Origin of the sequence: Paraburkholderia polaris, from assembly GCF_012927345.1 — a bacterium.
GTDB classification, from domain to species: Bacteria; Pseudomonadota; Gammaproteobacteria; order Burkholderiales; family Burkholderiaceae; genus Paraburkholderia; species Paraburkholderia polaris.
This window is the reverse complement of the sequence record NZ_JABBGJ010000014.1, coordinates 159,164-183,158: the sequence shown is the minus strand read 5'-3', so window position 1 is coordinate 183,158 and position 23,995 is coordinate 159,164. Positions and strand designations below refer to the sequence as shown.

General features: G+C 62.2%; 23 protein-coding genes and 1 pseudogene. 12 read left to right on the top strand and 12 right to left on the bottom strand.

Annotation, left to right across the window (positions count from 1 at the left end; translation table 11 throughout):
* The 5 genes and pseudogenes from HHL24_RS15200 to HHL24_RS15180 form a co-directional block, all read right to left on the bottom strand.
* A pseudogene (locus HHL24_RS15200) lies at positions 1-208 on the bottom strand (IS3 family transposase); the annotation flags it as partial.
* A gap of 729 nt (positions 209-937) precedes the next feature.
* Complete coding sequence (locus tag HHL24_RS15195) at positions 938-1,675, bottom strand: PqiC family protein (RefSeq protein WP_169486269.1); 738 nt, start codon at positions 1,673-1,675, stop codon at positions 938-940.
* Positions 1,672-3,330: a PqiB family protein gene (locus tag HHL24_RS15190; protein WP_169486268.1), complete on the bottom strand. Its 1,659-nt coding sequence runs from the start codon at positions 3,328-3,330 to the stop codon at positions 1,672-1,674. Before HHL24_RS15190 ends, HHL24_RS15195 begins: the two co-directional genes overlap by 4 nt.
* Positions 3,323-3,973, bottom strand: coding sequence for a paraquat-inducible protein A (locus tag HHL24_RS15185; protein WP_169486267.1), 651 nt, complete (start codon positions 3,971-3,973; stop codon positions 3,323-3,325). The genes HHL24_RS15190 and HHL24_RS15185 overlap by 8 nt, the downstream gene beginning before the upstream one ends.
* Positions 3,974-3,980: 7 nt before the next feature.
* Positions 3,981-4,736 (bottom strand): paraquat-inducible protein A, encoded by a 756-nt coding sequence (locus tag HHL24_RS15180; RefSeq protein ID WP_169486266.1) that lies wholly within the window; start codon positions 4,734-4,736, stop codon positions 3,981-3,983.
* A gap of 405 nt (positions 4,737-5,141) precedes the next feature.
* Here HHL24_RS15180 and HHL24_RS15175 point away from each other — a divergent pair, with 405 nt between their 5' ends.
* The 5 genes from HHL24_RS15175 to HHL24_RS15155 all read left to right on the top strand — a co-directional run bounded on the left by HHL24_RS15175 (position 5,142) and on the right by HHL24_RS15155 (position 8,490).
* On the top strand, positions 5,142-5,702 hold the full coding sequence (locus HHL24_RS15175; protein ID WP_169486265.1) for a cytochrome b: 561 nt from the start codon (positions 5,142-5,144) through the stop codon (positions 5,700-5,702).
* 8 nt (positions 5,703-5,710) lie between these two features.
* Entirely contained in the window at positions 5,711-6,274 is a 564-nt protein-coding gene (locus tag HHL24_RS15170) for a YceI family protein (RefSeq protein WP_169486264.1), read from the top strand.
* A gap of 78 nt (positions 6,275-6,352) precedes the next feature.
* Positions 6,353-6,922 (top strand): YceI family protein, encoded by a 570-nt coding sequence (locus tag HHL24_RS15165; protein ID WP_169486280.1) that lies wholly within the window; start codon positions 6,353-6,355, stop codon positions 6,920-6,922.
* 21 nt (positions 6,923-6,943) lie between these two features.
* Positions 6,944-7,183 carry a hypothetical protein gene (locus tag HHL24_RS15160; protein WP_169486263.1) on the top strand — a complete coding sequence of 80 codons (240 nt, stop codon included), beginning with the start codon at positions 6,944-6,946 and terminating at the stop codon, positions 7,181-7,183.
* Positions 7,184-7,212: 29 nt separating this feature from the next.
* Positions 7,213-8,490: an MFS transporter gene (locus HHL24_RS15155; protein ID WP_169486262.1), complete on the top strand. Its 1,278-nt coding sequence runs from the start codon at positions 7,213-7,215 to the stop codon at positions 8,488-8,490.
* Positions 8,491-8,630: 140 nt separating this feature from the next.
* On the opposite strand, the gene secF is transcribed toward HHL24_RS15155, so the two are convergent.
* The 5 genes from secF to queA all read right to left on the bottom strand — a co-directional run bounded on the left by secF (position 8,631) and on the right by queA (position 14,794).
* Entirely contained in the window at positions 8,631-9,581 is a 951-nt protein-coding gene (gene secF / locus HHL24_RS15150; RefSeq protein ID WP_169486261.1) for a protein translocase subunit SecF, read from the bottom strand.
* An 18-nt stretch (positions 9,582-9,599) separates the two neighbouring features.
* Positions 9,600-11,639 (bottom strand): protein translocase subunit SecD, encoded by a 2,040-nt coding sequence (gene secD, locus HHL24_RS15145; protein WP_169486260.1) that lies wholly within the window; start codon positions 11,637-11,639, stop codon positions 9,600-9,602.
* A 118-nt stretch (positions 11,640-11,757) separates the two neighbouring features.
* Positions 11,758-12,087 (bottom strand): preprotein translocase subunit YajC, encoded by a 330-nt coding sequence (yajC, locus tag HHL24_RS15140; protein WP_169486259.1) that lies wholly within the window; start codon positions 12,085-12,087, stop codon positions 11,758-11,760.
* Between the two features lie 206 nt (positions 12,088-12,293).
* Positions 12,294-13,499 (bottom strand): tRNA guanosine(34) transglycosylase Tgt, encoded by a 1,206-nt coding sequence (gene tgt / locus HHL24_RS15135; RefSeq protein WP_169486258.1) that lies wholly within the window; start codon positions 13,497-13,499, stop codon positions 12,294-12,296.
* 236 nt (positions 13,500-13,735) lie between these two features.
* On the bottom strand, positions 13,736-14,794 hold the full coding sequence (queA, locus tag HHL24_RS15130) for a tRNA preQ1(34) S-adenosylmethionine ribosyltransferase-isomerase QueA (RefSeq protein WP_169486257.1): 1,059 nt from the start codon (positions 14,792-14,794) through the stop codon (positions 13,736-13,738).
* Positions 14,795-14,942: 148 nt separating this feature from the next.
* Here queA and recG point away from each other — a divergent pair, with 148 nt between their 5' ends.
* From recG to ubiA, 7 genes are all read left to right on the top strand, one after another.
* Positions 14,943-17,249 carry an ATP-dependent DNA helicase RecG gene (gene recG / locus HHL24_RS15125; protein WP_169486256.1) on the top strand — a complete coding sequence of 769 codons (2,307 nt, stop codon included), beginning with the start codon at positions 14,943-14,945 and terminating at the stop codon, positions 17,247-17,249.
* 114 nt (positions 17,250-17,363) lie between these two features.
* Positions 17,364-18,323, top strand: a complete 960-nt coding sequence (locus HHL24_RS15120; protein ID WP_169486255.1) for a hydrogen peroxide-inducible genes activator — start codon at positions 17,364-17,366, stop codon at positions 18,321-18,323.
* Positions 18,324-18,505: 182 nt separating this feature from the next.
* Entirely contained in the window at positions 18,506-18,646 is a 141-nt protein-coding gene (locus tag HHL24_RS15115; RefSeq protein WP_169486254.1) for a hypothetical protein, read from the top strand.
* A 70-nt stretch (positions 18,647-18,716) separates the two neighbouring features.
* Positions 18,717-20,171, top strand: a complete 1,455-nt coding sequence (locus HHL24_RS15110) for a catalase (RefSeq protein WP_169486253.1) — start codon at positions 18,717-18,719, stop codon at positions 20,169-20,171.
* An 80-nt stretch (positions 20,172-20,251) separates the two neighbouring features.
* The gene (locus tag HHL24_RS15105) at positions 20,252-20,413 is read left to right on the top strand and encodes a hypothetical protein (protein WP_169486252.1); all 162 of its coding nucleotides are present in this window, start codon (positions 20,252-20,254) and stop codon (positions 20,411-20,413) included.
* Positions 20,414-20,567: 154 nt separating this feature from the next.
* A complete protein-coding gene (locus tag HHL24_RS15100; RefSeq protein WP_169486251.1) occupies positions 20,568-21,056 on the top strand; it encodes a Dps family protein in 489 nt (162 codons plus the stop codon).
* A gap of 432 nt (positions 21,057-21,488) precedes the next feature.
* Positions 21,489-22,352 carry a 4-hydroxybenzoate octaprenyltransferase gene (gene ubiA / locus HHL24_RS15095; RefSeq protein ID WP_154566676.1) on the top strand — a complete coding sequence of 288 codons (864 nt, stop codon included), beginning with the start codon at positions 21,489-21,491 and terminating at the stop codon, positions 22,350-22,352.
* 77 nt (positions 22,353-22,429) lie between these two features.
* On the opposite strand, the gene proC is transcribed toward ubiA, so the two are convergent.
* Together proC and HHL24_RS15085 are read right to left on the bottom strand one after the other, a co-directional pair.
* Entirely contained in the window at positions 22,430-23,245 is an 816-nt protein-coding gene (gene proC, locus HHL24_RS15090; RefSeq protein ID WP_169486250.1) for a pyrroline-5-carboxylate reductase, read from the bottom strand.
* 45 nt (positions 23,246-23,290) lie between these two features.
* Positions 23,291-23,989 (bottom strand): YggS family pyridoxal phosphate-dependent enzyme, encoded by a 699-nt coding sequence (locus HHL24_RS15085; RefSeq protein WP_169486249.1) that lies wholly within the window; start codon positions 23,987-23,989, stop codon positions 23,291-23,293.
* Positions 23,990-23,995 lie beyond the last annotated feature (6 nt).

Below are 23,995 nucleotides of genomic sequence, written 5' to 3'. Positions count from 1 at the left end.
CCCTGAACTTGTCGGCGCTTGACCATCGATCGCTGGTTTTGCCATTGCCCGGCATGAATTTCCCTGTCTGTCTTGCACTTTGCCGCCAGGTCCGTAGCGTCACCGTCGTGATGCCCGTCGCTCCTGACAACTCGATGACCGCACGATTGAACGGCGGCATCATCTGCTGGATTGCCCATTCCCGGGTTTCCGCTGAATAGCGTTTCATTTCCCATTCGCTGTCCGCCCCCCATCTTTACATCAATCGGTTCGGGTGAGGCGACAACTAGCCTGACATGGAGGGGCCGCCGCAAAGAAAGATAAGCAAAGAAAGCGGCTCAAACCGATCCTGCTAACTGGGCTGCAAATGGTAGTGGCGCATCTGGAATCTGTGTTCGTGCACCTGCATACGCTCGTGACAAGGGCGTCATACTTCCGGCGGCGCTGCGCGCGCCGAGGAGCACTTCATAAAACCGATCGCGACGGTTTCACACTCGAGTTTCATTTGGAGCGCCGAAGAGCACCTCTCAAAACCGACTGCTGCGTTTCTCGCTTGAGCTTCATTCGGCGCGCCGCCGAGGCACCCGTAGACGGCGACCGAAGCCCTTGGTTTCCCTGGCAGACCCGTCCGCGACGCACGTAGTGCGGAGTGGGAGCTGATGACAGCTTTGTCACAAGCGTCAGAGGGTGCACGAGCACGGATTCCACGGAGCCACTACGCTTTGCAGACCACGGTTCCCGCTTAGCACCAGCGGTGTTAGCCGCTTTCTTTGCTTATCTTTCTTTGCGGCGGCAAAGAAAGTAAGTGCCGCCCCGCACAGGGGCAACGCTAATAGACCACTAACAATTCAAGGAAAGGCCAACACCGCGAGCCCACCACCGAAAAGCCCACCACCAAAACACCACCCGCGCGAAGCGACCCAGCACCCCCTGGCGCCCGCAGGCAAAAACCCCTTCATCAACTACCTGCGCCAGCAGCTACAACAGCAGAAGGACACACCGGCACAACAAAACCAACCCCCTTACCGGCGGAGCCACCCTTAGAAGCAGCAGCAGCCATCCCCTGCACAGCAGCAGCAACCTGCAAAGCGATCTGCTGCAACGCCGCCCGATGCCCATTAACAAGCGCGTCATAGCCGCCGCTAACCGGCTCACTCACCACACTCCGACAGGTCATCACAGCAGTACCACGTACAGCCCTAACACTCCAAACCGCATCGATCAACGCATGCGACCCCGGCCATGACTCGAACCGCTGCACATTCATGCTGACGCGATACACCGCTGTCGTATCCGGATACGCGGTGCCATACACATCGATCGTGCCCAGCTGCTGCGTAAGACTGGTCGACAAAGCACGACGAATCTCATCGCCCGGCAACGAAGCCCAACGCTCCTGTTCGAGCACCTGAACCTGCGTCGGTCCCGTCTGCACCACAAGCTGATTCTTCGCCACTTGCGGCGGCACATCGATCGGCGCGACTTCAATCAGCCACGCAGGCGCGGCTGCAGTACGTGCACTGACCGGAGCCGCAGAGCCAGTAGCAGCGGAGCCGGCGCTATCGGAGCCGAGCGTATAAAACCGGCTCGACGGCGACGAACACGCCGCCATCGCCAGCAATCCGGCCAGAGCGCCAACGTAAGCAGCGCCGCGCAAGAACCCGCGCGGCGGGCGGGGGAGCCGGGCAAACATCATGGTTTATCTCCTGTTTTACCGCGCAACAGCGATTCCGGATGACGCTCCAGATAATCCGACAGCGCATTCAACGACTGCAACGTGCGCGTCAGTTCCTGCAACGCCTGATGAACATCCGATTGCAACGGCGAGTCCTGCTGCAACGTCGCCTGGGCCGAACCGAAAGTCTGTTTCGCCGCCGCCAGGGTGTCACGCGCCTCCGGCACGACTTCCTTGTCGAGTCGCGTGAACAGCTGGTCAGCATTCTTCAGCGCGCTGTTCAGGTTCGAACCGATCTCGTCGAACGGCACCTTGTCGAGCTTCTTCGCAATGTCGGCGACTTGCAGTTGCAGTTCGTCGAGCGTGTTCGGAATGGTCGGCAATTCGAGCGGATCGCCCGTCACGTCAACCGTGGCCGGCGGCGCTTTCGGGAAGATATCGAGCGCCACGTACAACTGGCTCGTGATCAGATTGCCGGTGCGCAACTGGCCGCGCAGACCATGCTTGACGAGCTGTTGCAGCATGGTTTGGCCCGCGATGCTGCCCGCTGCCGGTGCCGTCTCGCGGAAGCGCTTGCCGAGGCGGTCGGGGTACAGGTTCATCGTCACCGGCATGGTGAAGCTGCGCGTTTTCGGATCGTAGTCGATGCCGATATTGGTCACTTGACCGAGCACGATGCCGCGGAAATCGACCGTCGCACCGATCGACAGACCACGCAGCGACTGATTGAAGTTCATGACCACACGCAGCGGCACGCCGTCCGGTTCGCGCATCGCGTCCTGTTCATCCGAGCCGAGGCGGAACGTCATGTTGTTCGGCGCCTGCGCGCCCACGCCCTGGCCCGGCGGCGACTGGAACGACAGGCCGCCGACGATCACCGTCGCAAGCGACTGCGTATTCAGCTTGAAGCCGCTCGAGTCGAGCCGCAAATCGACGCCGCTCGCATGCCACCAGCGCGAATTGGTGCCGACGTACTGGTCGAACGGCGCCGACACGAAGACCTGCATCGTCACGCCGGTGCCGTCCTTGTCGAGCGAGAAGCCAACCACCTGGCCGACCTGTACGCGCCGGTAGAAAATCGGCGAACCGATGTCGATCGAGCCGAGTGAGTCGCCGTGCAGAATGAACTGATGGCCCTTCTGGTCGCCCGTAATAGGCGGTGGCGTTTCGAGGCCGACGAAGTTTTTCTCGGTGTCCGGTGAATGGCCGGCGTCCGCGCCGATGTACGCACCCGAGAGCAGGGTGGTCAGTCCGGACACGCCGCTCGCGCCGACGCGAGGGCGCACCACCCAGAAGCGCGAATCCTTGACCGCGAAGTCTTCGCCTTCCTTGGTGAGTTGCACCTGAACCAGCACGTGCGACAGATCCTTCGACAGCGTGATGGTCTTCACCGAGCCGACGTCGACGTCCTTGTACTTGACCTTGGTCTTGCCGGGCTCGAGGCCTTCGGCGCTGACGAACGTGATCGTGATGGTCGGGCCTTTTTCGGTCACCGACTTGATCACGAGCGCGAGGCCGATCAGTGCGGCGATCAATGGAATCACCCAGACGAGCGACGGCAGCCAACGGCTACGCGGCTCGATCTCGGGATCGGGTAGTTCGGGGGGAAGCTTGGGTCCGTTCGAATCGTTGCGCGGCGCATCGGAGGCGGGCGTCGGTCCTTGCGGGCTAGTCATGGTCGAGGTCCTGAGGTTTTTGAGTACTGCCTTCCACGTTGTCCCAGATGAGCCGTGGATCGAATTGCATGGATGCCATCATCGTCAAGATCACCACCGAGCCGAAGGCGATCGCGCCCGGTCCGGCCGTGATCACGGCAAGCGACTTGAAACGGACCAGCGCGACGGTCAGCGTGACGACGAACACGTCGAGCATCGACCAGCGCCCGATCTTTTCGACCATCCGGTACAGCGTGGTGCGCTGATCCGGCCGCCAGCGCGAGCGGCGCTGCGCGGTGGCGGTGAGCAGCACCAGCACACTGAGCTTGAGCATCGGCACCATGATGCTGGCGATGAACACGATCACGGCCAACGGCCAGTCGCCCGAGGTCCAGAAATACACGACGCCGCTCATGATGGTGTCGTCTTCCGAACCAAGCAGCGACGACGTGTGCATCACCGGCAGCAAATTCGCGGGAATATACAGCAAGGCCGCGGCAATCAGCAGCGCCCACGTCCGCATCAGGCTGTCGGGGTGGCGCGAGTGGAGGCGCGCGCCGCAGCGTCCGCAGTGCTGCGGCGTGACAGAGCGGATACGCGGCTCGACGCGTCCGCACGCGTGGCAAGCGACCAGGCCCGCGCGTTTGGCGGTCACGTATTTCATCGTGCGCTCATCCCTGGTGCGGCGCCGGCGGCACGCCCGGCGGCAATGCAGATTGACTCGTACCTTGTACCTCAGGCGGCGCGGGCGGCCCGTCAAGCGAACCGACGGCAGCGGCTGCGCTGTCCGCAGAGGTGCGCGGCAGCGGCCGCTTGCTGCGGTTGCCCATTTCGTCGGCGAGGTCCCACAGCACGCGGGGATCGAACGTGAGGACCACCGCGATCATCAGCGTCAGCACGCCGAACGCGAATAACGCCGCCTCGGGAATCACGCGCGCGAGACTCACCATCTTCACGATGGTGATCAGTACGCCGAGCATGAACACTTCGATCATGCCCCACGGCCGAACGAATTGAATGGCGCGCAACACGTGGTTGAAGGCGGCCGGCACGTAGCCGGCGCGCAGCGGGATCAGCACGTACAGCAACGCGACCAGTTCGGTCAGCGGGAACAGGATGGTCGAGCAGAACACCATGACCGCGACGATCTGCATGTCCTCGCCCCATAAGGCGACGAGCGCGCCGAACAGCGTGGTTTGCGAGGTGATGCCGTTGGTTTCGAGTTCGACGATCGGGAAGGCCTGGGCGATGATGAAGGTGATCAGCGCGGCCAGTGTCATCGCACAGATACTGTCGAGCTTGCGGGAGACGCCGCGATAGAGCGTCGCGCCGCAGCGCGTACAACGCGCGACCTGCTGCCCGACAAGCCGGGGCTTGTGGAACAGCGTATCGCATTCATGGCACGCGATCAGGTTGTCATGGTCCATACGGCAGAAGGGCTAACCACGTGAAGAAAGGCGTGCGATGCCAGTATTAGGGCAGGGCTGGAGAAAAGCGTGGAGCAATAGTACCAAACGCGCTTCGCCGCTGGCGACGGCCAATGCACCCGATGCGGCGTGAGTCAGGCTGCGTCGGCATCAGGACTAGTCTTACACAAAACTGCACGATTCTGACAGTCTCCGTCCCCAATTGTTCAATACGGTTCTGCACGTAGGAAAACTTTCGGCGTGGCGGCCTAAGCCAGCTTTTTCCGCTTGCGGTAGCATGGCGGCCTTGGCGTGTGCCGCAGCCACCATGCTTTCTATCGAGTCGCACGATGCAGCATGCATTGGCAGCGTGGAATAGCAGGGCCGGCTGCGCCGTTAACCTCTCTTAGCTTGCGTTGATCTGTCATGGCACTCAATCCTTCTTTCGGTGGCCGGGAGTCGTACACGCGGACTGCCATCGCTTTTCACTGGCTGATCGCGTTGCTGATCGTATGCGGCTTCGCGCTTGGCTGGGTGATGACCGATATCCCCGGCTTCACGCCCACCAAGCTGCGCTATTTCTCGTGGCACAAATGGATCGGCGTGACGGTGTTCGCGCTCGCCGTGCTGCGCATTCTGTGGCGCGCCACCCACGCGGCCCCGCCGATGCCGCGTCGCATGCCGGCCTGGCAGCGCGGCGCCGCGCATCTCACGCATCTGCTGCTCTACGTGCTGATGATCGTGATTCCCGCCTCCGGCTATCTGTATAGCTCGGCGGCCAATGTGCCGGTGGTGTACCTCGGCCTGATTCCGCTGCCGCGCCTGATCGCACCGGACCCGCATCTCAAGGAGTTGCTGAAGAACGTGCATATCGCGCTGAATTACACATTGCTCGTGCTGGTCGCGCTGCATATCGCGGCAGCGCTCAAGCATCAATGGCTGGACCGCGACGGCCTGCTGTCGCGCATGCTCCCTTTCATCAAATAAGGATAACCATGAAAGTTTCGTTTTATCGCTACATGCTCGCCGCGTTCGCGGCAGCCTCGCTGACCGCGGCCGGCAGTGCGCTCGCGCAGGTCGACGTCGCCAAGAGTTCGGTGACGGCAACGTCGAAGCAGATGAACGTGCCGGTGGAAGGCAAATTCGGTAAATTCACCGCGCAAGTGAAGTTCGATCCGGCAAAACCGGCCGACGGCAGCGCGCAGTTCAGTATCGACGTCGGCAGTTACGATCTCGGCGACGAAAGCTATAACGATCAGGTGCGCGGCAAGGACTGGTTCGACGCGAAGACCTATCCGACTGCAACCTTCGTGTCGAGCGCGATTGCGCCGGCCGGCGGCAATCAGTTCAAGGTCACCGGCAAGCTGACCATCAAGGGTAAATCGCAGACCGTCGTGGTGCCGGTCACGGTTACCCAGCAGGGCGCGACGCAAACGTTCGATGGTTCGCTGCCGATCAAGCGCTCGCAATTCGACATTGGCACCGGCGAATGGAAAGACACCTCGGTGGTCGCCGATGACGTGGTGATCAAATTTCATATCGTCGCAGCACGCAAGTGACGCTCGCTGCGCTCTTTGGGCGCAGCCGCTATCCTTCAAGAATTCCAGAAACATAAGGAGCCTGAATTGAAAACATCCCTGTTGATTGCCGTCGGCGCATTGGCCTCTTCTTTCTCGCTCGGCGCATTTGCTGCCGCTGACACCTATCAGCTCGACCCGACGCACACGTATCCGAGCTTCGAAGCGGATCACTTCGGTGGCCTGTCGGTGTGGCGCGGCAAGTTCGCCAAGAGCTCCGGCACGGTCACGCTCGACCGCGCGGCGAAAACCGGCACGGTGGACGTCACCGTCGACCCGGCTTCGGTCGAAACCGGCAACACCAAGCTCGACGAACATCTGAAGACGGACACGTTCTTTGACGTCACGAAGTATCCGGCGGTGACGTACAAAGGCACCGATATCAAGTTCGACGGCGACAAGCCGGTCGAAGTGGTCGGCAGCCTGACGATCCGTGGCGTGACCAAGCCGCTGAATCTGACGATCGAATCCTTCAAGTGCATGCAGCACCCGGTGCTCAAGCGCGAAGTGTGCGGCGTGGAAGCGAGCGCTCATTTCAACCGTAACGATTACGGTATGGATTTCGGCGCCAAGTATGGCTTCAGCATGGATACCAAGCTGCATATTCAGGCTGAAGGCATCAAGCAGTAAGCGCTTTAACGAGCTTTTTGCGTGTTCCTATTCAATGCCGCTCATGGCGCGGCCGTTGCGTCGCAACAAAAAAACCGCTTCGTTCGCTTTTGCGATGAAGCGGTTTTTTATTGCCTGCTTGAAACGCCGAAAGCCTTGTACAGTGGCCGCTGGCTATTTGCCGCTCGCGTCGTTTTAATTTTTCATGTACATAGAGCGCTGGCACCGTATTGGTTGTGCGCGCATCCAGTTCGGGCAATGTCCAGCGTAAAACCTACGTAAATAATATTTCGCGCGCATTGGAGATCTGCATGAATGCAACGACAGCGGCAGGCTTGGCGGGGAGCCGGCAGAATTCGTGGCGCGCGGTGGTCGCCGCCTCGATCGGCAACGCGCTGGAATGGTTCGATCTGGTGGTATACGGTTTTTTCGCGGTCATCATCGCCAAGCTGTTTTTCCCCGCAGGTAACGACACGGTCTCGTTGCTGCTGACGCTCGGCACCTTCGGCGTGTCGTTCTTCATGCGGCCGCTCGGCGCAATCGTGATCGGTGCTTACGCCGACCGCTCCGGACGCAAGGCGGCGCTCACGCTGTCGATCCTGCTGATGATGTGCGGCACGCTGATCATCGCGGTTCTGCCGACGTATCAGAGCATCGGTGTTGCCGCGCCCGTGATTCTCGTGGCGGCGCGTCTGATGCAAGGTTTTTCGGCGGGCGGCGAGTTCGGCAGCGCCACGGCTTTTCTTGCGGAACACGTGCCGGGGCGGCGCGGTTTCTTCGCGAGCTGGCAGGTCGCGAGTCAGGGGCTCACTACGCTGCTCGCCGCCGGCTTCGGCGTGCTGCTGACCGGCAAGCTGTCGCCGGAGCAGATGGCCTCGTGGGGTTGGCGCGTGCCGTTCTTCTTCGGTCTGCTGATTGGGCCGGTTGCCTGGTACATCCGCACCAAGCTCGACGAAACGCCTGAATTCCTCGCGGCGGAAACCACCACGACGCCGCTGCGCGATACCTTCGCCAGCCAGAAGTTGCGCCTCGTGATTGCGATCGGCGTGGTGGTGCTCGGTACAGTGTCGACCTATCTGGTGCTGTTCATGCCGACGTACGGCGTGAAGCAGTTGGGGCTGGCGCCTTCGGTCGCATTCGCGGCGATTGCGCTGACCGGCGTGATCCAGATGGTGTTCTCGCCGCTGGTCGGCCATCTGTCGGACCGTCACGGGCGTACCACGATCATGTTGATCTCGGCGCTGCTGCTTCTCATCCTGATCAATCCGGCCTTCGTGTATCTGGTCGCGCATCCGACCTTCGGCACGCTGATCGTGCTGCAGATCGTGTTCGGCTTTCTGATGACAGGCTACTTCGCGGCGCTGCCGGGTTTGCTCTCCGAGATGTTTCCGGTGCAGACGCGTACGACCGGCATGTCGCTGGCCTATAACATCGCTGTGACGATCTTCGGCGGCTTCGGACCGTTCATCATCGCGTGGCTGATCAGCTTCACGGGTTCAAAGGCCGCGCCGAGTTACTACATGATTTTTGCCGCGGTCGTCAGCCTGGTGGCGCTGATGGCGGCGCGACGCAAGCTGGGGTTTAGATAAAGCCTCGCCGGTTGTCCCGGCGCAACGGGACAGCAAAACGGGCTAGCGCAGCGCGGCAAAGGCGGTAAACGCAAAAGGCCGGTTCGAGAGAACCGGCCTTTCTTTATTGCGATTGGGTCGGATGTCTGCCCGCAGCAGAATCAGACTTGCGCGCCTGCGTTTGGATCGTCCGGATCGACGCGTTCCTTCTTGTCTTTTATCAGATCTTCGCGCTTCACGCCGAACCACATGGCGAGCGCCGCGGCGACGAACACCGACGAGTAGATACCGAACAGAATACCGACCGTCAGCGCCAGGGCGAAGTAGTGCAGCGTGGGGCCGCCGAACAGGAACATCGACAACACCATCATCTGCGTGCAGCCGTGGGTGATGATCGTGCGCGACATCGTGCTGGTGATCGCGTGGTTGATCACCTCGATCACGGTCATCTTGCGTTCGCGGCGGAAGGTTTCACGAATCCGGTCGAAGATAACGACGGATTCGTTCACCGAGTAGCCGAGCACCGCGAGCACCGCGGCCAGTACCGACAGCGAGAACTCCCACTGGAAGAACGCGAAGAAGCCGAGAATGATGATCACGTCGTGCAAGTTCGCGATGACACCGGCCACCGCGTACTTCCATTCGAAGCGGAACGACAGGTAGATCACGATGCCGACCACCACACAGGCCAGCGCAAGCAGGCCGTCGGTAGCGAGTTCCTTGCCGACCTGCGGGCCGACGAACTCGACACGCTGCAACTGCACCTGCGGATCCTGGCCCTTCAGCGCGCCCATCACCTGGTCGCTCTGTTGCGCCGACGTGTAGCCCTGCTTGAGCGGCAGACGGATCAGCACGTCACGCGAGGTGCCGAAGTTCTGCACTTGCGCGTCGGGGTAGCCGAGCTTGTTGAGCGTGCCGCGCACCGGTTCGAGCGGTGCCGCACCCGGGTACTGCACTTCGATGACAGTACCGCCAGTGAATTCAACCGACAGATGCAGCCCACGATGTAGCAGGAAGAACACAGCGGCAAGGAACGTCAACAGCGAGATTGCGTTGAAGATCAACGCACGCTGCATGAACGGAATGTCTTTGCGAAAACGGAAAAATTCCATGGTCTAGTTCTCCGGGGCTCAGCGGGATGAACCCGGTTTCTGCGGCGTATTGGACGCGTCGCGGCGCCGCACGGTCGGCTTGGCACGCGCCTGCGCCGCAGCTTTGGCCTTGGGCTTGGCGCTTACCGCGGCGACGGCTCGTGCTGTATCGGTCGCAGCATCTTCGTTACCGAGGTAGGCGGCGGCGCCGTCGATACCTTGCGGTTGCGGACGCCACACCTGACCGATGGCCAACGATTTGAGCTTCTTCTTGCCGCCGTACCAGAAGTTGACGATACCGCGCGAGAAGAACACTGCCGAGAACATCGACGTCAAGATGCCGATACAGTGGACCATCGCGAAGCCGCGCACCGGGCCGGAGCCGAAGGCGAGCAGCGCGAGGCCGGCGATCAGCGTGGTGACGTTGGAGTCGAGAATCGTCGCCCATGCATGCGCGTAGCCGTTCTGGATCGCCAGTTGCGGCGGCGCGCCGTGGCGCAGTTCTTCCCGGATACGCTCGTTGATAAGCACGTTCGCGTCGATCGCCATACCGAGCGCGAGCGCGATAGCGGCGATACCCGGCAAGGTGAGCGTGGCCTGCAACATGGACAGCACGGCGATCAGCAGCAGCAGGTTGACCGACAAGCCGATCATCGAGATCACGCCGAACAGCATGTAGTACGCGATCATGAAGACGGCGATTGCCACGAAGCCCCACACCACCGAGTGGAAGCCCTTCTTGATGTTGTCCGCGCCGAGGCTCGGGCCGATCGTGCGTTCTTCGATGATGTCCATCGGCGCGGCGAGCGAACCGGCGCGCAACAGCAGCGCGAGGTCGGCGGCGCCTTGCGGCGTGGCCTGGCCGGTGATCTGGAAGCGGTCGCCCAGTTCCGACTGGATGGTCGCCACCGTCAGCACTTCGCCCTTGCCCTTTTCGAACAGCACCATCGCCATCGGTTTGCCGATGTTGTCGCGCGAGACGCTGCGCACCGCGCGGCCACCCGCCGAGTCGAGGCGGATGTTGACCGACGGACGCTGATGTTCGTCGAAGCCGGCCGACGCGTCGATGATGCGGTCACCCGTGAAGATGATCTGCTTGCGCAGCAGCACCGGCGTCTGGTTGCCTTGCGTGAACAGCTCGTCACCCGGCGGGACCGGATCGGACGGGTTCGGATGCGTGTTCACCGGGTCGGCGAGGCGCGCTTCGAGCGTTGCCGTGCGGCCGATGATGTCCTTTGCCTTCGCCGTGTCCTGCACACCCGGCAGTTCGACGACGATACGGTCCGAGCCTTGCTGCTGGATCACCGGCTCGGCCACGCCGAGTTCGTTCACGCGGTTATGCAGTGTGGTGATGTTCTGCTTGAGCGCGGCGTCCTGCACGGCTTTCTGCACCGCCGGCGTGAACGTGCCGACCAGTTGCACACCGCCGTCCGGGTTCGCTTGCGAAGCCCACTGGAGTTCGCTGATGCCGCGGCCCAGTTGCTTGGATGCCGCGTCCGCCGTGGCCTGGTCGGCGAAATTGATCACCACCGTCTGGTTGACGCGGTTCACGCCGCCGTCGCGGATGTTGTTGTCACGCAGCATGGTGCGTGCATCCGAAGCGTCGGAGTCGAGCTTCTTGTTGAGCGCGCCGGCCATGTCGACCTGCAGCAGGAAGTGCACGCCGCCGCGCAGATCGAGACCGAGGTACATCGGCAGTGCATGCAGTGCGGTCAGCCAATGCGGCGACGCGCTTTGCAGGTTCAGCGCAACGATGAACTGCGGATCGGTCGGGTCGCTGTTCAGCGACTTCTGCAGCAGGTCCTTCACGCGCAACTGCGTGTCGGTGTCCGGCAGACGCACGCGGATGTTCGCGTTGGTCGACGAGTTGTCGAACGTGACGTCGTCAGGCTTGATCTGATTGGCAGCAAGCGCCGCTTCGACTGCCGACAGCGTGGTCGAGTCGAGCTTGACCGTTGCCTTGCCGCTCGACACCTGCACCGCCGGCGCTTCGCCGAACAGATTGGGCAGCGTGTACACGAGGCCGATGACCAGAGCCACCAGCATCACGGCATATTTCCAGAGGGGGTAACGATTCATGAGTGGTCCAACGGGAAGGTTGGCTTGGAAGCGATGCGTCCGGCGATGAGCGCGGGCAGTTCAGCGTTGTTCTGCGAGAACCGCCGGCGAGGCCGCGCCGGACGCGAGAGAGCAGGCCTTACAGCGACTTGATCGTGCCCTTCGGGAGAATCGTCGTGACCGACGCTTTTTGCACGGTGATTTCCGTGCCTTCCGAGATTTCGACGCCGACGTAAGCTTCACCCACCTTGGTCACCTTGCCGACGATGCCGCCGTTCGTGACCACTTCGTCGCCCTTCGCCATCGCGGAGAGCATGTTGCGATGTTCTTTCTGGCGCTTCATTTGCGGGCGAATCATGATGAAGTACAGCACGCCGAACATGAGGATCAGCGGCAGGAAGCTCATCAGGTTCGATTCAATGCCACCTGTTGCTGTGCCTTGGGCGAAGGCATCTGTAATGAACGACACGTTGGTCTCTCCGTTATAAATCGAAACAATCAAAAAAATCAGCCGGTTATTCTACCACCGGCCTGACAGGGGTCGGCGCGGCGAATCGGCTTTCCGATCAACCGTTTAAAGCCTTTTTCACTGCACGCGAAAGTTAATTGTAAGGTTTTCCGCGCCAAGCCGATGGATTCCTCCGGCCAATTCGTCAGCTGATTCCCGATTGCCGGCTAATCGATGCCGCGCGCGCGGTTCTCGTGGAAGCGCTTGCGGAAAGGCTCGAACAGCTTTGCATCGATCGCGTCGCGCATTTCCTGCATCAACTCGAGGTAGTAGTGCAGATTGTGAATCGTGTTCAACTGCGCACCGAGGATTTCCCCTACACGATGCAGATGGTGCAGGTAGCCGCGGGTGAAATTTCGGCAGGTGTAGCAACCGCATTGCTCGTCGAGCGGGCGCAGCGAGTTCTTGTGTGCGGCGTTGCGGATCTTGATGTCGCCGAAACGGGTGAAAAGCCAGCCGTTGCGCGCGTTACGGGTCGGCATCACGCAGTCGAACATGTCGACGCCGGCGGCCACACCTGCCACCAGGTCTTCCGGCGTGCCGACGCCCATCAGGTAGTGCGGTTTGTCGGCCGGCAGCTTCGGGCCGATATGGTTCAGCACGCGCATCATGTCTTCTTTCGGCTCACCGACTGAGAGTCCGCCGATTGCGAGACCGTGGAAATCCATCTCCGCGAGACCCGCCAGCGACTCGTCACGCAGGTCTTCGAACATGCCGCCCTGGACGATGCCGAAGAGGGCGTTCGGGTTGCCGAGGCGGTTGAATTCGTCGATCGAGCGTTTGGCCCAGCGCATCGACATGCGCATCGAATCGGCGGCTTCCTGATGCGAGGTCGGCACGTTATTGGTCGCGTACGGCGTGCACTCGTCGAACTGCATGACGATGTCCGAGTTCAGCACCTTCTGGATCTGCATCGACACTTCCGGCGACAGGAAGAGCTTGTCGCCGTTGATCGGCGATGCGAACGTGACGCCATCTTCGGTGATCTTGCGCAGATCGCCAAGCGAAAACACCTGAAAACCGCCGGAGTCCGTCAGAATCGGCTTCTTCCAGCCCATGAAGCTGTGCAGTCCGCCGTGCGCCTCGATCGTTTCCAGGCCCGGGCGCAGCCACAGGTGGAAGGTGTTGCCGAGGATGATCTGCGCGTGCATTTCTTCGAGCTCGCGCGGCTGGACCGCCTTCACCGTGCCGTACGTACCGACCGGCATGAAGATCGGCGTTTCGACCACGCCGTGATTCAGCGTGACGCGACCGCGCCGGGCTTGACCGTCGGTGCCGAGCAGTTCGAATTTGAGGCCGTTTTCAGGACGCTCGGGGCTGCTCGCGCAGGTGTTGCAGGTACCGCTTGTATCGTGGGTATGACCGTCGGTCATGGGGACTCCTGTGCTACCGGAAAACAGTCCGGCGCAAATGATGAATGCCGCCGGGTAGGCCACGGCGGCTGGGTAAAGAAAACTCAAGATGCAGCATGAATCTGCCGCTGCACGCCGGGGCAGGAGGGCAGCAGCAACTGCCGCTACATCAACGCAGCGAGGAGCGGCAGACTACCGCGCCCGCTGCTAGCGCGCAACGCTATCCGGCGGTACATCGCCGCACGACCTGGAACGTATCAGGCGTCGCGGCGCGTAAGGAGCATCGCATCGCCGTAACTAAAGAAGCGATAACGCTGTTCGATCGCATGCCGGTACGCCTCGCGAATCGTCTCGACACCGGCGAACGCCGACACCAGCATCAGCAACGTCGACTTCGGCAAATGGAAATTGGTCACCAGCCGGTCGACCACGCGGAATTTGTAGCCCGGCGTGATGAAGATGTCGGTTTCCGTGCTGGCCGCGCCGAGCGGGCGGCCGACCGCTTCAGCATCACGCGCGGCGGCTTCCAGCGCGCGCATCGACGTCGTGCCTACCGCGATCACGCGGTTGCCGCGTGCACGGGTCGCCGCGATCTTCTCGGCGAGCGATTGCGGCAGGTGATACCACTCGCTGTGCATCTTATGCTCGGCCAGATTCTCCACCCGCACCGGCTGGAAGGTGCCCGCGCCGACGTGCAGCGTCAGCGTTGCGCGCTCCACGCCGCGGGCGTCGAGCCGCGCGAGCAGCGCTTCGTCGAAGTGCAGGCCGGCGGTGGGCGCAGCCACGGCGCCCGGGTTTTGCGCGAACACCGTCTGGTAGCGGGTTTCATCCGTTGCATCGGGATCGTGCTCGATGTAAGGCGGCAGCGGCAGGCGGCCGAATTGCTCGATCAGCGTCAGACAGTCGTCCGGGAAATGCAGCGTATAGAACGGCTCGACGCGTTCGCCGATCGTCACGTCGAAAGCGTCGGCGAGACGGATCGTGGTGCCGGGCTGCGGGCTCTTGCTCGCCCGGATCTGCGCGAGCGCCGTGCGTTCGCCGGTCAGACGCTCTACCAGCACTTCGACCTTGCCGCCACTGGCCTTCTGGCCGAGGAAGCGCGCCTTCAGGACTTTGGTATCGTTGAAGACCAGCAGATCGCCGGCCGCGATGCACTCGGGCAACTCGGCAAAACGGCGATCGATCAGGCGTGCGGCGTCGGCTGAGCCGGCCGGGTTGGCCACTTCGAGCAGACGGCTGGCGCTGCGCTCGGGCAGCGCGACTTGTGCGATCAGCTCGGGTGGCAGATCGAAATCGAAATCGGAAAGCGTAAACATGCGGACGACTGGGAGCGAATTGGGACTGAATTGAGCCGAAGCCGGAGCCGGGCGGCTATGATTGCGGGACGCCAGAGCGGCCCGCGAGCCCGCGCGCTGTATCGCGGCGACACCTTTGACAGCCGATATTGTACTTGCGAAGCAACCCATGCCTTTGTCCGAACGCCGATTGCCCTCCGCTACCGATGAAGTGAGCGCCGAGCCGAAGCGCCGCGTCTCGCGGGGCAAAGCAGCGGCGGCGGACGTGAACGACCTCGGCGCGGGTGTCGCGCTGGAGAGCGACAACGCCGCGCGTGAAGGTGAAATTGTTGACCCATTCGGTGACAAGCCCGCCGGCAAACCCGCGGGCAAAGCCACCGGGAAGCCTGCTGCCAAGGCCGCCGCCAAAGCCGCAGCCAAACCCGCCGACAAGCTCGCCAAACTCGGCCTCACGCGCGACATCGATCTGGTCCTGCATCTGCCGATGCGCTACGAAGACGAGACTTCGCTGACGCCGATCGGGCATCTGCTGCCGGGCGGCATCGCGCAAACGGAAGGCGTGGTGTTCGACAACGAGATCGCCTATCGCCCGCGCCGGCAGTTGCTGGTGAAACTGCGCGACGACGCCGGCGACGAGCTCGTGCTGCGCTTTCTGAATTTCTACGGCTCGCAGGTCAAGCAGATGGCGATCGGCGCGCGCTTGCGAGTGCGCGGTGACGTGCGTGGCGGTTTCTTCGGCATGGAGATGGTGCATCCGGCGGTACGCGTAGTCGACGAAGACACGCCGCTGCCGCAGGTGCTGACGCCGGTGTATCCGAGCACCGCGGGCGTGACGCAGGCGTATCTGCGCAAGTCGATCGATAACGCGCTGTCGCGCACGTCGTTGCCGGAGTTGCTGCCCGGGCCGATCGCGCAAACTTATATGCAGCCGCTCGGCGTGCCGACGCTGATGGACGCAGTGCGCACGCTGCATCATCCGGGCGTGCAATCCGATGAAACCGCGTTAATCGACGGCACGCATCCCGCGTGGGTGCGTATCAAGTTCGAAGAATTGCTGGCGCAGCAAATGTCGTTGAAGCGCGCACATGAAGAGCGCCGCACGCGCGCGGCGCCGGCTATGCCACGCCGGAAGCTGGGCGATGAATCGGCGCTGGTGGCGCGCTTGCTGAAGGCGTTGCCGTTTTCGCTGACGGCGGCGCAGGAGCGCGTGGGCGGCGAGATCGCGCTCGATCTGACGCAGCCTCATCCGATGCAGCGGCTGCTGCAGGGCGATGTCGGCAGTGGCAAGACGATCGTGGCCGCGCTGGCTGCGGCACAAGCGATCGACGCCGGCTACCAGGCGGCGCTGATGGCGCCGACCGAAATCCTCGCCGAACAGCACGCGCGCAAATTGCGCGGCTGGCTGGAGCCGCTGGGCGTGAGCGTCGCGTGGCTCGCCGGCAGTCTGAAGACCAAGGAAAAGCGCGCCGCGATCGAAGCGGCGGCGCTCGGCACGGCGCAACTCGTGATCGGTACGCACGCGATCATCCAGGACGCGGTCGAGTTCGCGCGGCTGGGGCTGGTGATCGTTGATGAGCAGCATCGCTTCGGCGTGGCGCAGCGTCTCGCCTTGCGCGCCAAGGCGCAGAACGCCGCCGACGGCGCGAGCGATTTCCAGCCGCATCAATTGATGATGTCTGCGACGCCGATTCCACGCACGCTGGCGATGACCTATTACGCCGACCTCGACGTCTCGACCATCGACGAACTGCCGCCTGGGCGCACGCCGATTCTGACCAAGCTGGTCTCCGACGCGCGGCGTGCAGAGGTAATCGGCCGAGTCCGTGAGGCCGCGCTGACTGGGCGGCAGGTGTATTGGGTGTGTCCGCTGATCGAAGAAAGCGAGACCTTGCAGCTGCAGACGGCGGTGGAAACCTACGAAACGCTGGTGGCCGCGTTGCCCGAGTTGAATGTCGGTCTGGTCCACGGACGTCTCGCGCCGGCGGAGAAGGCTGCTGTGATGGATGCGTTCACGCGCAACGAGGTGCAGTTGCTGGTGGCGACGACGGTGATCGAGGTGGGTGTCGATGTGCCGAATGCGTCGCTGATGGTGATCGAGCATGCCGAGCGGTTCGGCCTCGCGCAGTTGCACCAGTTGCGCGGGCGGGTGGGGCGCGGAAGTGCGGCTTCGGTTTGCGTGTTGCTGTATACCGGGCCGCTGTCGATGACGGCGCGGGCGCGCTTGCAGACCATGCGGGAGACGACTGACGGGTTCGAAATCGCCCGGCGCGACCTTGAGATTCGTGGTCCGGGGGAGTTCCTTGGTGCCCGGCAGTCGGGTGCGGCCATGTTGAGGTTTGCCGATCTCGAGAATGATCAGTGGCTCATCGAGCCGGCCAGAGAGGCCGCCGCGGCTTTACTCCAGAAGTATCCCGAGGTGGTGATGCAGCATCTGGCCCGGTGGCTTGGTGCCCGCGAGCAGTATTTGAAGGCCTAGGATGCGCCATTGGTCGCGGGGCGCCTGCCGCCAGGAGGACCAAAAGGTTGGCGAACCGACCCTATAGGTGTATAACTAGAACCTATCGAACTCATCGCACTGATTGGTCCCCCAATGACGCTCACCGAATTGAAATACATCGTCGCGGTCGCCCGCGAGCGGCACTTCGGCCGGGCCGCCGAAGCGTGTTTCGTCAGCCAGCCGACCCTGTCGGTGGCCATCAAAAAGCTCGAAGACGAGCTCAACGTGCAGATTTTCGAGCGCGGCACCAGCGAAGTCAGTGTCACGCCGATCGGCGAACAGATCGTCACGCAAGCCCAGCGCGTCCTCGAACAGACGCTCGCCATCAAAGAGATCGCGAAACAGGGCAAAGACCCGCTGGTCGGACCGCTGCGCCTCGGCGTCATCTATACGATCGGGCCGTATCTGCTGCCTACGCTCGTCAAGCAGATGATCAAGCGCGTCCCGCAGATGCCGCTGATGCTGCAGGAAAATTACACGGTCAAGCTGATCGAACTGCTCAAGCAGGGCGAAATCGACGTCGCCATCATGGCGCTGCCATTCCCGGAAACGGGCCTGATGCAACGCCCGCTCTATGACGAACCGTTTGTTGTCGCACTGCCGTCCGGTCACGCGTGGGAAAACCGCGCGAAGATCGATGCCGAGGATCTCAAGCAGGAAACCATGCTGTTGCTCGGCAGCGGCCATTGCTTCCGCGACCACGTGCTGGGCGTTTGCCCAGAACTGATGCGTTTCTCGCAGAATGCGGACGGCATCCAGAAAACCTTCGAAGGTTCGTCGCTGGAAACGATTCGGCATATGGTGGCGAGCGGCGTCGGCATTACCGTGCTGCCGCGCATGTCGGTGCATGAAGTCAAGCCGCACGCTGGCGGTATCGACGCGGGCTTGCTCAGTTACGTCGCATTTGACGAGCCGGTGCCGGATCGCCGCGTCGTGCTCGCCTGGCGCAAGAGTTTCACGCGGATGCCCGCCATCGAGGCCATCTGCGACGCCATCAACTCCTGCGATCTGGCGGGCGTCAAAAAGCTCGATCTGCCGGTCGCTGTCAATTAAGAGCGCGCTCCGCGCTTAAGCCGGCCGGCCGCGTACTCGCGGCTGCCGGTCCGGCGACCGCCCAAGGTGCCGATAGTCGCAGTCCCTATCGAATAGATAAAATTAATCAAACACGAAAACTCGATAGGATTGTTATAGTTTCCTCCATGGATCGCCCGATCCGATCAGACCCGGAGGAAATCATGACGCAATCGAACTCGCAGCAAGTCCAACCCGCCGCTGCCCCATCCGCCCGCGTGACCACCGGTAGCTTCGCCGCCTCGGTGAGCAGCCTGCGCACGGTTGCGCTGTCCTTGCTGGTCGATCGGGCCTTGTCCGCATGAGCCGTAGGCCTCAGCGCGCCGCACCTCTCCCCACATTCTGTTTCCGATAAAAGCCATTCAGGAGTCACGCATGTCCGAACATAAGCTCACCACCGCAGCCGGCGCACCTATCGCCGACAACCAGAATTCGATGACCGCCGGTGCGCGCGGTCCGGTCGTCCTGCAAGACGTCTGGCTGCTCGAAAAACTCGCTCATTTCGATCGCGAAGTGATTCCGGAACGTCGCGTTCACGCCAAGGGTTCGGGCGCATTCGGCACGCTGCAGGTCACGCACGACATCTCGCGTTACACGAAGGCGAAGGTGTTCGCCCAGGTCGGCAAGGACACTCCGGTCTTCATGCGCTTTTCGACGGTGGCGGGCGAACGCGGCGCCGCCGACGCGGAACGCGACGTGCGCGGCTTCTCGATCAAGTTCTACACGGAAGAAGGCAACTGGGACGTGGTCGGCAACAACACGCCGGTATTCTTCATCCGCGATCCGCTGAAGTTCCCGGACTTCATCCACACGCAAAAGCGCGACCCGTACACCAACATGCGCAGCAATATCGCGGCATGGGATTTCTGGTCGCGGCATCCGGAGTCGTTGCATCAGGTCACCATCCTGATGAGCGATCGCGGCATTCCGCAGAACTACCGCAAGATGCACGGCTTCGGCTCGCACACGTATTCGTTCATCAACGCGAACAACGAGCGCTTCTGGGTGAAGTTCCACTTCAAGTCGCTGCAGGGCATTGAGAACTTTACCGATGCCGAAGCGGCGCAAGTGGTGGCACAGAACCGTGAAAGCGCGCAACGCGATCTGCTCACGAGCATTGAAGCAGGCAACTTCCCGAAATGGCGTTTTGCCATTCAGGTGATGCCGGAAGCGGAAGCCGCGAACTATCGCTTCAATCCGTTCGACATCACGAAGGTGTGGTCGCAGAAGGACTACCCGTTGATCGACGTCGGCACGATCGAGTTGAACCGTAACGCGGCGAACTACTTTGCGGACGTAGAGCAGGCAGCGTTCACGCCGGCCAACGTGGTGCCGGGGATCGGCTTCTCGCCGGACCGTCTGTTGCAGGGCCGTTTGTTCTCGTATGGCGACACGCAGCGCTACCGTCTCGGTGTCAATCACCATCAGATTCCGGTGAATGCAGCGCGTGCGGCCTGCCCGTATTCGTTCCATCGCGACGGCGCGATGCGCACGGACGGCAACCTCGGCGGCAACGTGAACTACGAGCCGAATCGCTTCGGTGACTTCGCGCAGGACGGCAACGCGTCGGAACCGCCGCTCGCAGCGGGTACGGTCGATCGTTACGACCATCGCCTGGACGACGACTACTACACGCAGCCGGGTATGCTGTTTGCGCTCTTCGACGCGGCGCAACGCCAGCGTCTGTTCGGCAACATCGCACGCCATATCAACGGTGTGCCGCAGGAGATCGTCGCGCGTCAGATCGAGCATTTCCGCCGTGCCGATCCGGCCTATGCGGAAGGTGTGATCGCCGCGATGGCCGACCTCGCTGAAGGTAGCAAGAAGTGAGCAGTTGAAGTGAATTGATGCAGCAGGACGGGGCGCATCGGCGCCCCGCCGGTAATGATACGAATCGAGGAAGCACGATCATGATCCAGATGATGATGTCCACCATTGGCGGCTCGTCGGCCGAACGCGGCGCGCAACAGCGGCAAGCTTTGATGCTGCGCAAGTTAGTGGGATTCGCGATCGTCACTAGCGGATTGGCCGTGATCGTCGCGCAAGCCCTCCAGCACACGCTCGGCGGCTGATTGAGCACGAGACCGTGGGTGCGGCAAGTGACCACGCGTCACACGAACGCAGCTGCGTTCTAAGATAAACTGGCGGGCGCTCGATGTGCCGGATTTGCTATCCGCACACGGTCACTTTACCGACCGGTTCGTATCACTCTTTAAAGGAGTCATCATGGCCAAGAAAGAAGCCGTACAGCACGTCAATATCGGGATCAGCGACAAGGATCGCAAGAAGATTGCAGAAGGGTTGTCGCGACTGCTCGCCGACACCTACACGCTGTACCTGAAGACCCACAATTTCCACTGGAACGTGACGGGTCCGATGTTCAACACGCTGCATCTGATGTTCGAAACGCAGTACAACGAGTTGTCGCTCGCGGTCGATTCGATCGCTGAACGTATTCGCGCGCTGGGCGTGCATGCGCCGGGCAGCTACAAGGAATTCGCGAAGCTGTCGTCGATTCCGGAAGCGGACGGCGTGCCGGCTGCGGAAGAGATGATCCGCCAACTGGTGGAAGGTCAGGAAGCCGTGGTGCGTACCGCACGCGCGATTTTCCCGTCGACGGAAGCCGCCAACGACGAGCCGACCGCCGACCTGCTGACGCAACGCATGCAAACGCACGAAAAGACTGCGTGGATGCTGCGCTCAATGCTGGCTTAAATGCCTTGGCGTTCTGGGCGTTTCGCCTGGGTTCAACGTAGCGCATCGGCACTTGCGGTGAACTGAAACACACACAAAGCCTCCCCTCGCGGGAGGTTTTGTTTTTGCGGCGCCGGTTTTGCACGCTAACGTGGGCTTTGATCTCGGACTCGGACCCGGACCCGGACCCGGACCCGGACCCGGACCCGGACCCGGACTTGGACCCGGACTTGGACCCGGACCCGGACCCGGACTTGGACTTGGACTTGGATTCGGACTCGGACTCGGACTCGGACTCGGACCCAGATACGGCATCAGCATCAGCATCAACTTCGGCTTCGGCGTCTGCCTCGGTTTGCGAGCTAAGCTTTTTGAGCCCCGCCCGGCCGTCGAGTGCCGGCCACCCACATCCCGTAAAATAGCAGCACCGTCTGCACTTCACCGAATCCGCCCATGTTCGCCCGACTTCCTCTGTATCTGCGCCTCGTCCGTATGGACAAGCCGATCGGCAGCCTGCTGCTGCTGTGGCCGACGCTCAACGCTTTGTGGATTGCGTCCGACGGCCATCCTTCGTGGCCGCTGCTGGTGATCTTCACGGTGGGTACGGTGCTGATGCGCTCGGCGGGTTGCGCGATCAACGACTACGCGGATCGCGACTTCGATCGCTACGTGAAGCGCACGGAAAACCGTCCGATCACGTCGGGCAAGATCAAGGCATGGGAGGCAGTGGCGCTGGCGGCCGGTTTGTCGCTGCTGGCGTTTCTACTGATCCTGCCGCTGAATACGTTGACGAAAGAGTTGTCGGTGGCAGCGCTGTTCGTCGCCGGTTCGTATCCGTTCACGAAGCGCTTCTTTGCGATTCCGCAAGCGTACCTTGGCATTGCGTTTGGCTTCGGCATTCCAATGGCGTTCGCCGCGATTCAGGACCACGTGCCGATGCTCGCCTGGGTCATGCTGCTGGCTAACGTGTTCTGGTCGGTTGCGTACGATACCGAATACGCGATGGTCGATCGCGACGACGACATCAAGATCGGCATCCGCACCTCGGCGCTGACATTCGGCCGCTTCGACGTGGCGGCGATCATGCTTTGCTATGCGGTGACGCTGGGAATTTACGTTGGCATCGGCGTGATGCTCGGCTTCGGCGTGTTGTATTGGCTGGGATGGGCGGCGGCGGTGGGCTGCGCGATCTATCACTACACGCTGATCCGCAATCGCGAGCGGATGGCGTGCTTCGCGGCGTTCCGTCATAACAACTGGTTGGGCGGCGCGTTGTTTGTCGGCATTGCCGCGCATTACGCGGCTGCTTCGTTTTAATCTTCCGCGCCAACCCGACCGCCAACCCGACCGCCAACCCGCCGCTAACCCGATCGCAAACCAACCGCTAACCGCGCTTACAGCTTGCCGAACTCGTCGCCCATTTCCTTGGCGCGCGCATCGGCAGCGAGCGCGCCGCGCACGATCGCATCCTTGATCCCGCTTGCCTCGAACGACGCCAGCGCGGCCGCTGTGGTGCCGCCCTTCGACGTCACACGTTCGCGCAACAGGCTCGGCGGCTCGTCCGAGTTCGCGGCCAATTGTGCCGCGCCGGTGAAGGTCGCGACCGCCAGCGCGCGGCCTTGCGCTTCATCCATGCCGAGTTGGCGCGCGGCTTCCTGCAACGCCTCGATGAAATAAAACACGTAAGCGGGACCACTGCCCGAGATCGCAGTGACGGCGTCGATCTTCGCTTCGTCGTCGAACCAGACTGTTTCGCCGACTGCGCCCAGCACCTGCGACGCGAGCGCGCGGCCGGTTTCGTCGACGCTGCCGGTCGCGACGAGGCCGGTTACGCCCATGCCGATTAGCGCCGGCGTATTCGGCATCACGCGCACGATGCGCGCATGGCCGTTCAGCCAGCGCGACATGTCATCCATGCGAATGCCCGCGACGATGCTGATTGCCAGTTGCGCGGCCTGCAGATGCGGCGCCAGTGCCTCGGCGACGCTCTTCAGAATCTGCGGCTTCACCGCCAGCACGACGGCGTCGTATGACGCGAGCTCGGCGTCCGCAGCGGCGCCGGTCTTGATGCCGAATTGCTGCTCATTGCGCTTGCGCGCGTCTTCGTTGGGGTCGATCGCGTACAGGTCAGCGGGCGCGACGCCGCGCTTGATGAGACCGCCGATCAACGCGGCCGCCATGTTGCCACCGCCAATAAAAGCAATTTTCATGATGTTCCGAAAGATGTCCCGCGGGGCCCACGAAAGGCCGAACGGTTAGTTGGAGTAATCTCGCGCGCCGAAGATCGCGGTGCCGACGCGCACGATCGTCGCGCCTTCCAGCACGGCGGCTTCGAGGTCGCTCGACATGCCCATGGAGAGCGTATCGAGTTCGAGGCCGTCGTTGCGCAGGCGCTCGAACAGTTCGCGTAGTTGCCGATGCGGCACACGCTGTTCTTCGATGCTGCCGCCCGGCTCCGGAATCGCCATCAGACCGCGCAGATTCAGCTTCGGCAGCGCGGCAATCTCCTGCGCGACTTCCACGGCCTCGGGAATGCTCACGCCGCTTTTCGACGCTTCGCCGCTAACGTTGACCTGCAGGCACACGTTCAACGGTGGCAGGTTGTCCGGGCGTTGCTCCGACAGCCGCTGCGCGATCTTCAGGCGGTCGACCGAATGTACCCAGTCGAAATTCTCGGCAACCGGCCGCGTCTTGTTCGATTGCAATGGTCCGATGAAATGCCATTCGAGCGCTGCCCGCAGATCGGCCAGTGCTTCGATTTTGGTGATGGCTTCCTGCACATAGTTCTCACCGAACGCGCGTTGACCGGCTGCGTGGGCGGCGCGCACGTCTTCGGCGGGAAATGTCTTCGAGACCGCGAGCAGGGTGATCGAACGCGGGTCGCGTGCGGCCAGCTGCGCGGCAAGGGCGATGCGCTGCTGCACCGCTTCGAGGTTGTGAATCAGATCGGGCATGGAACG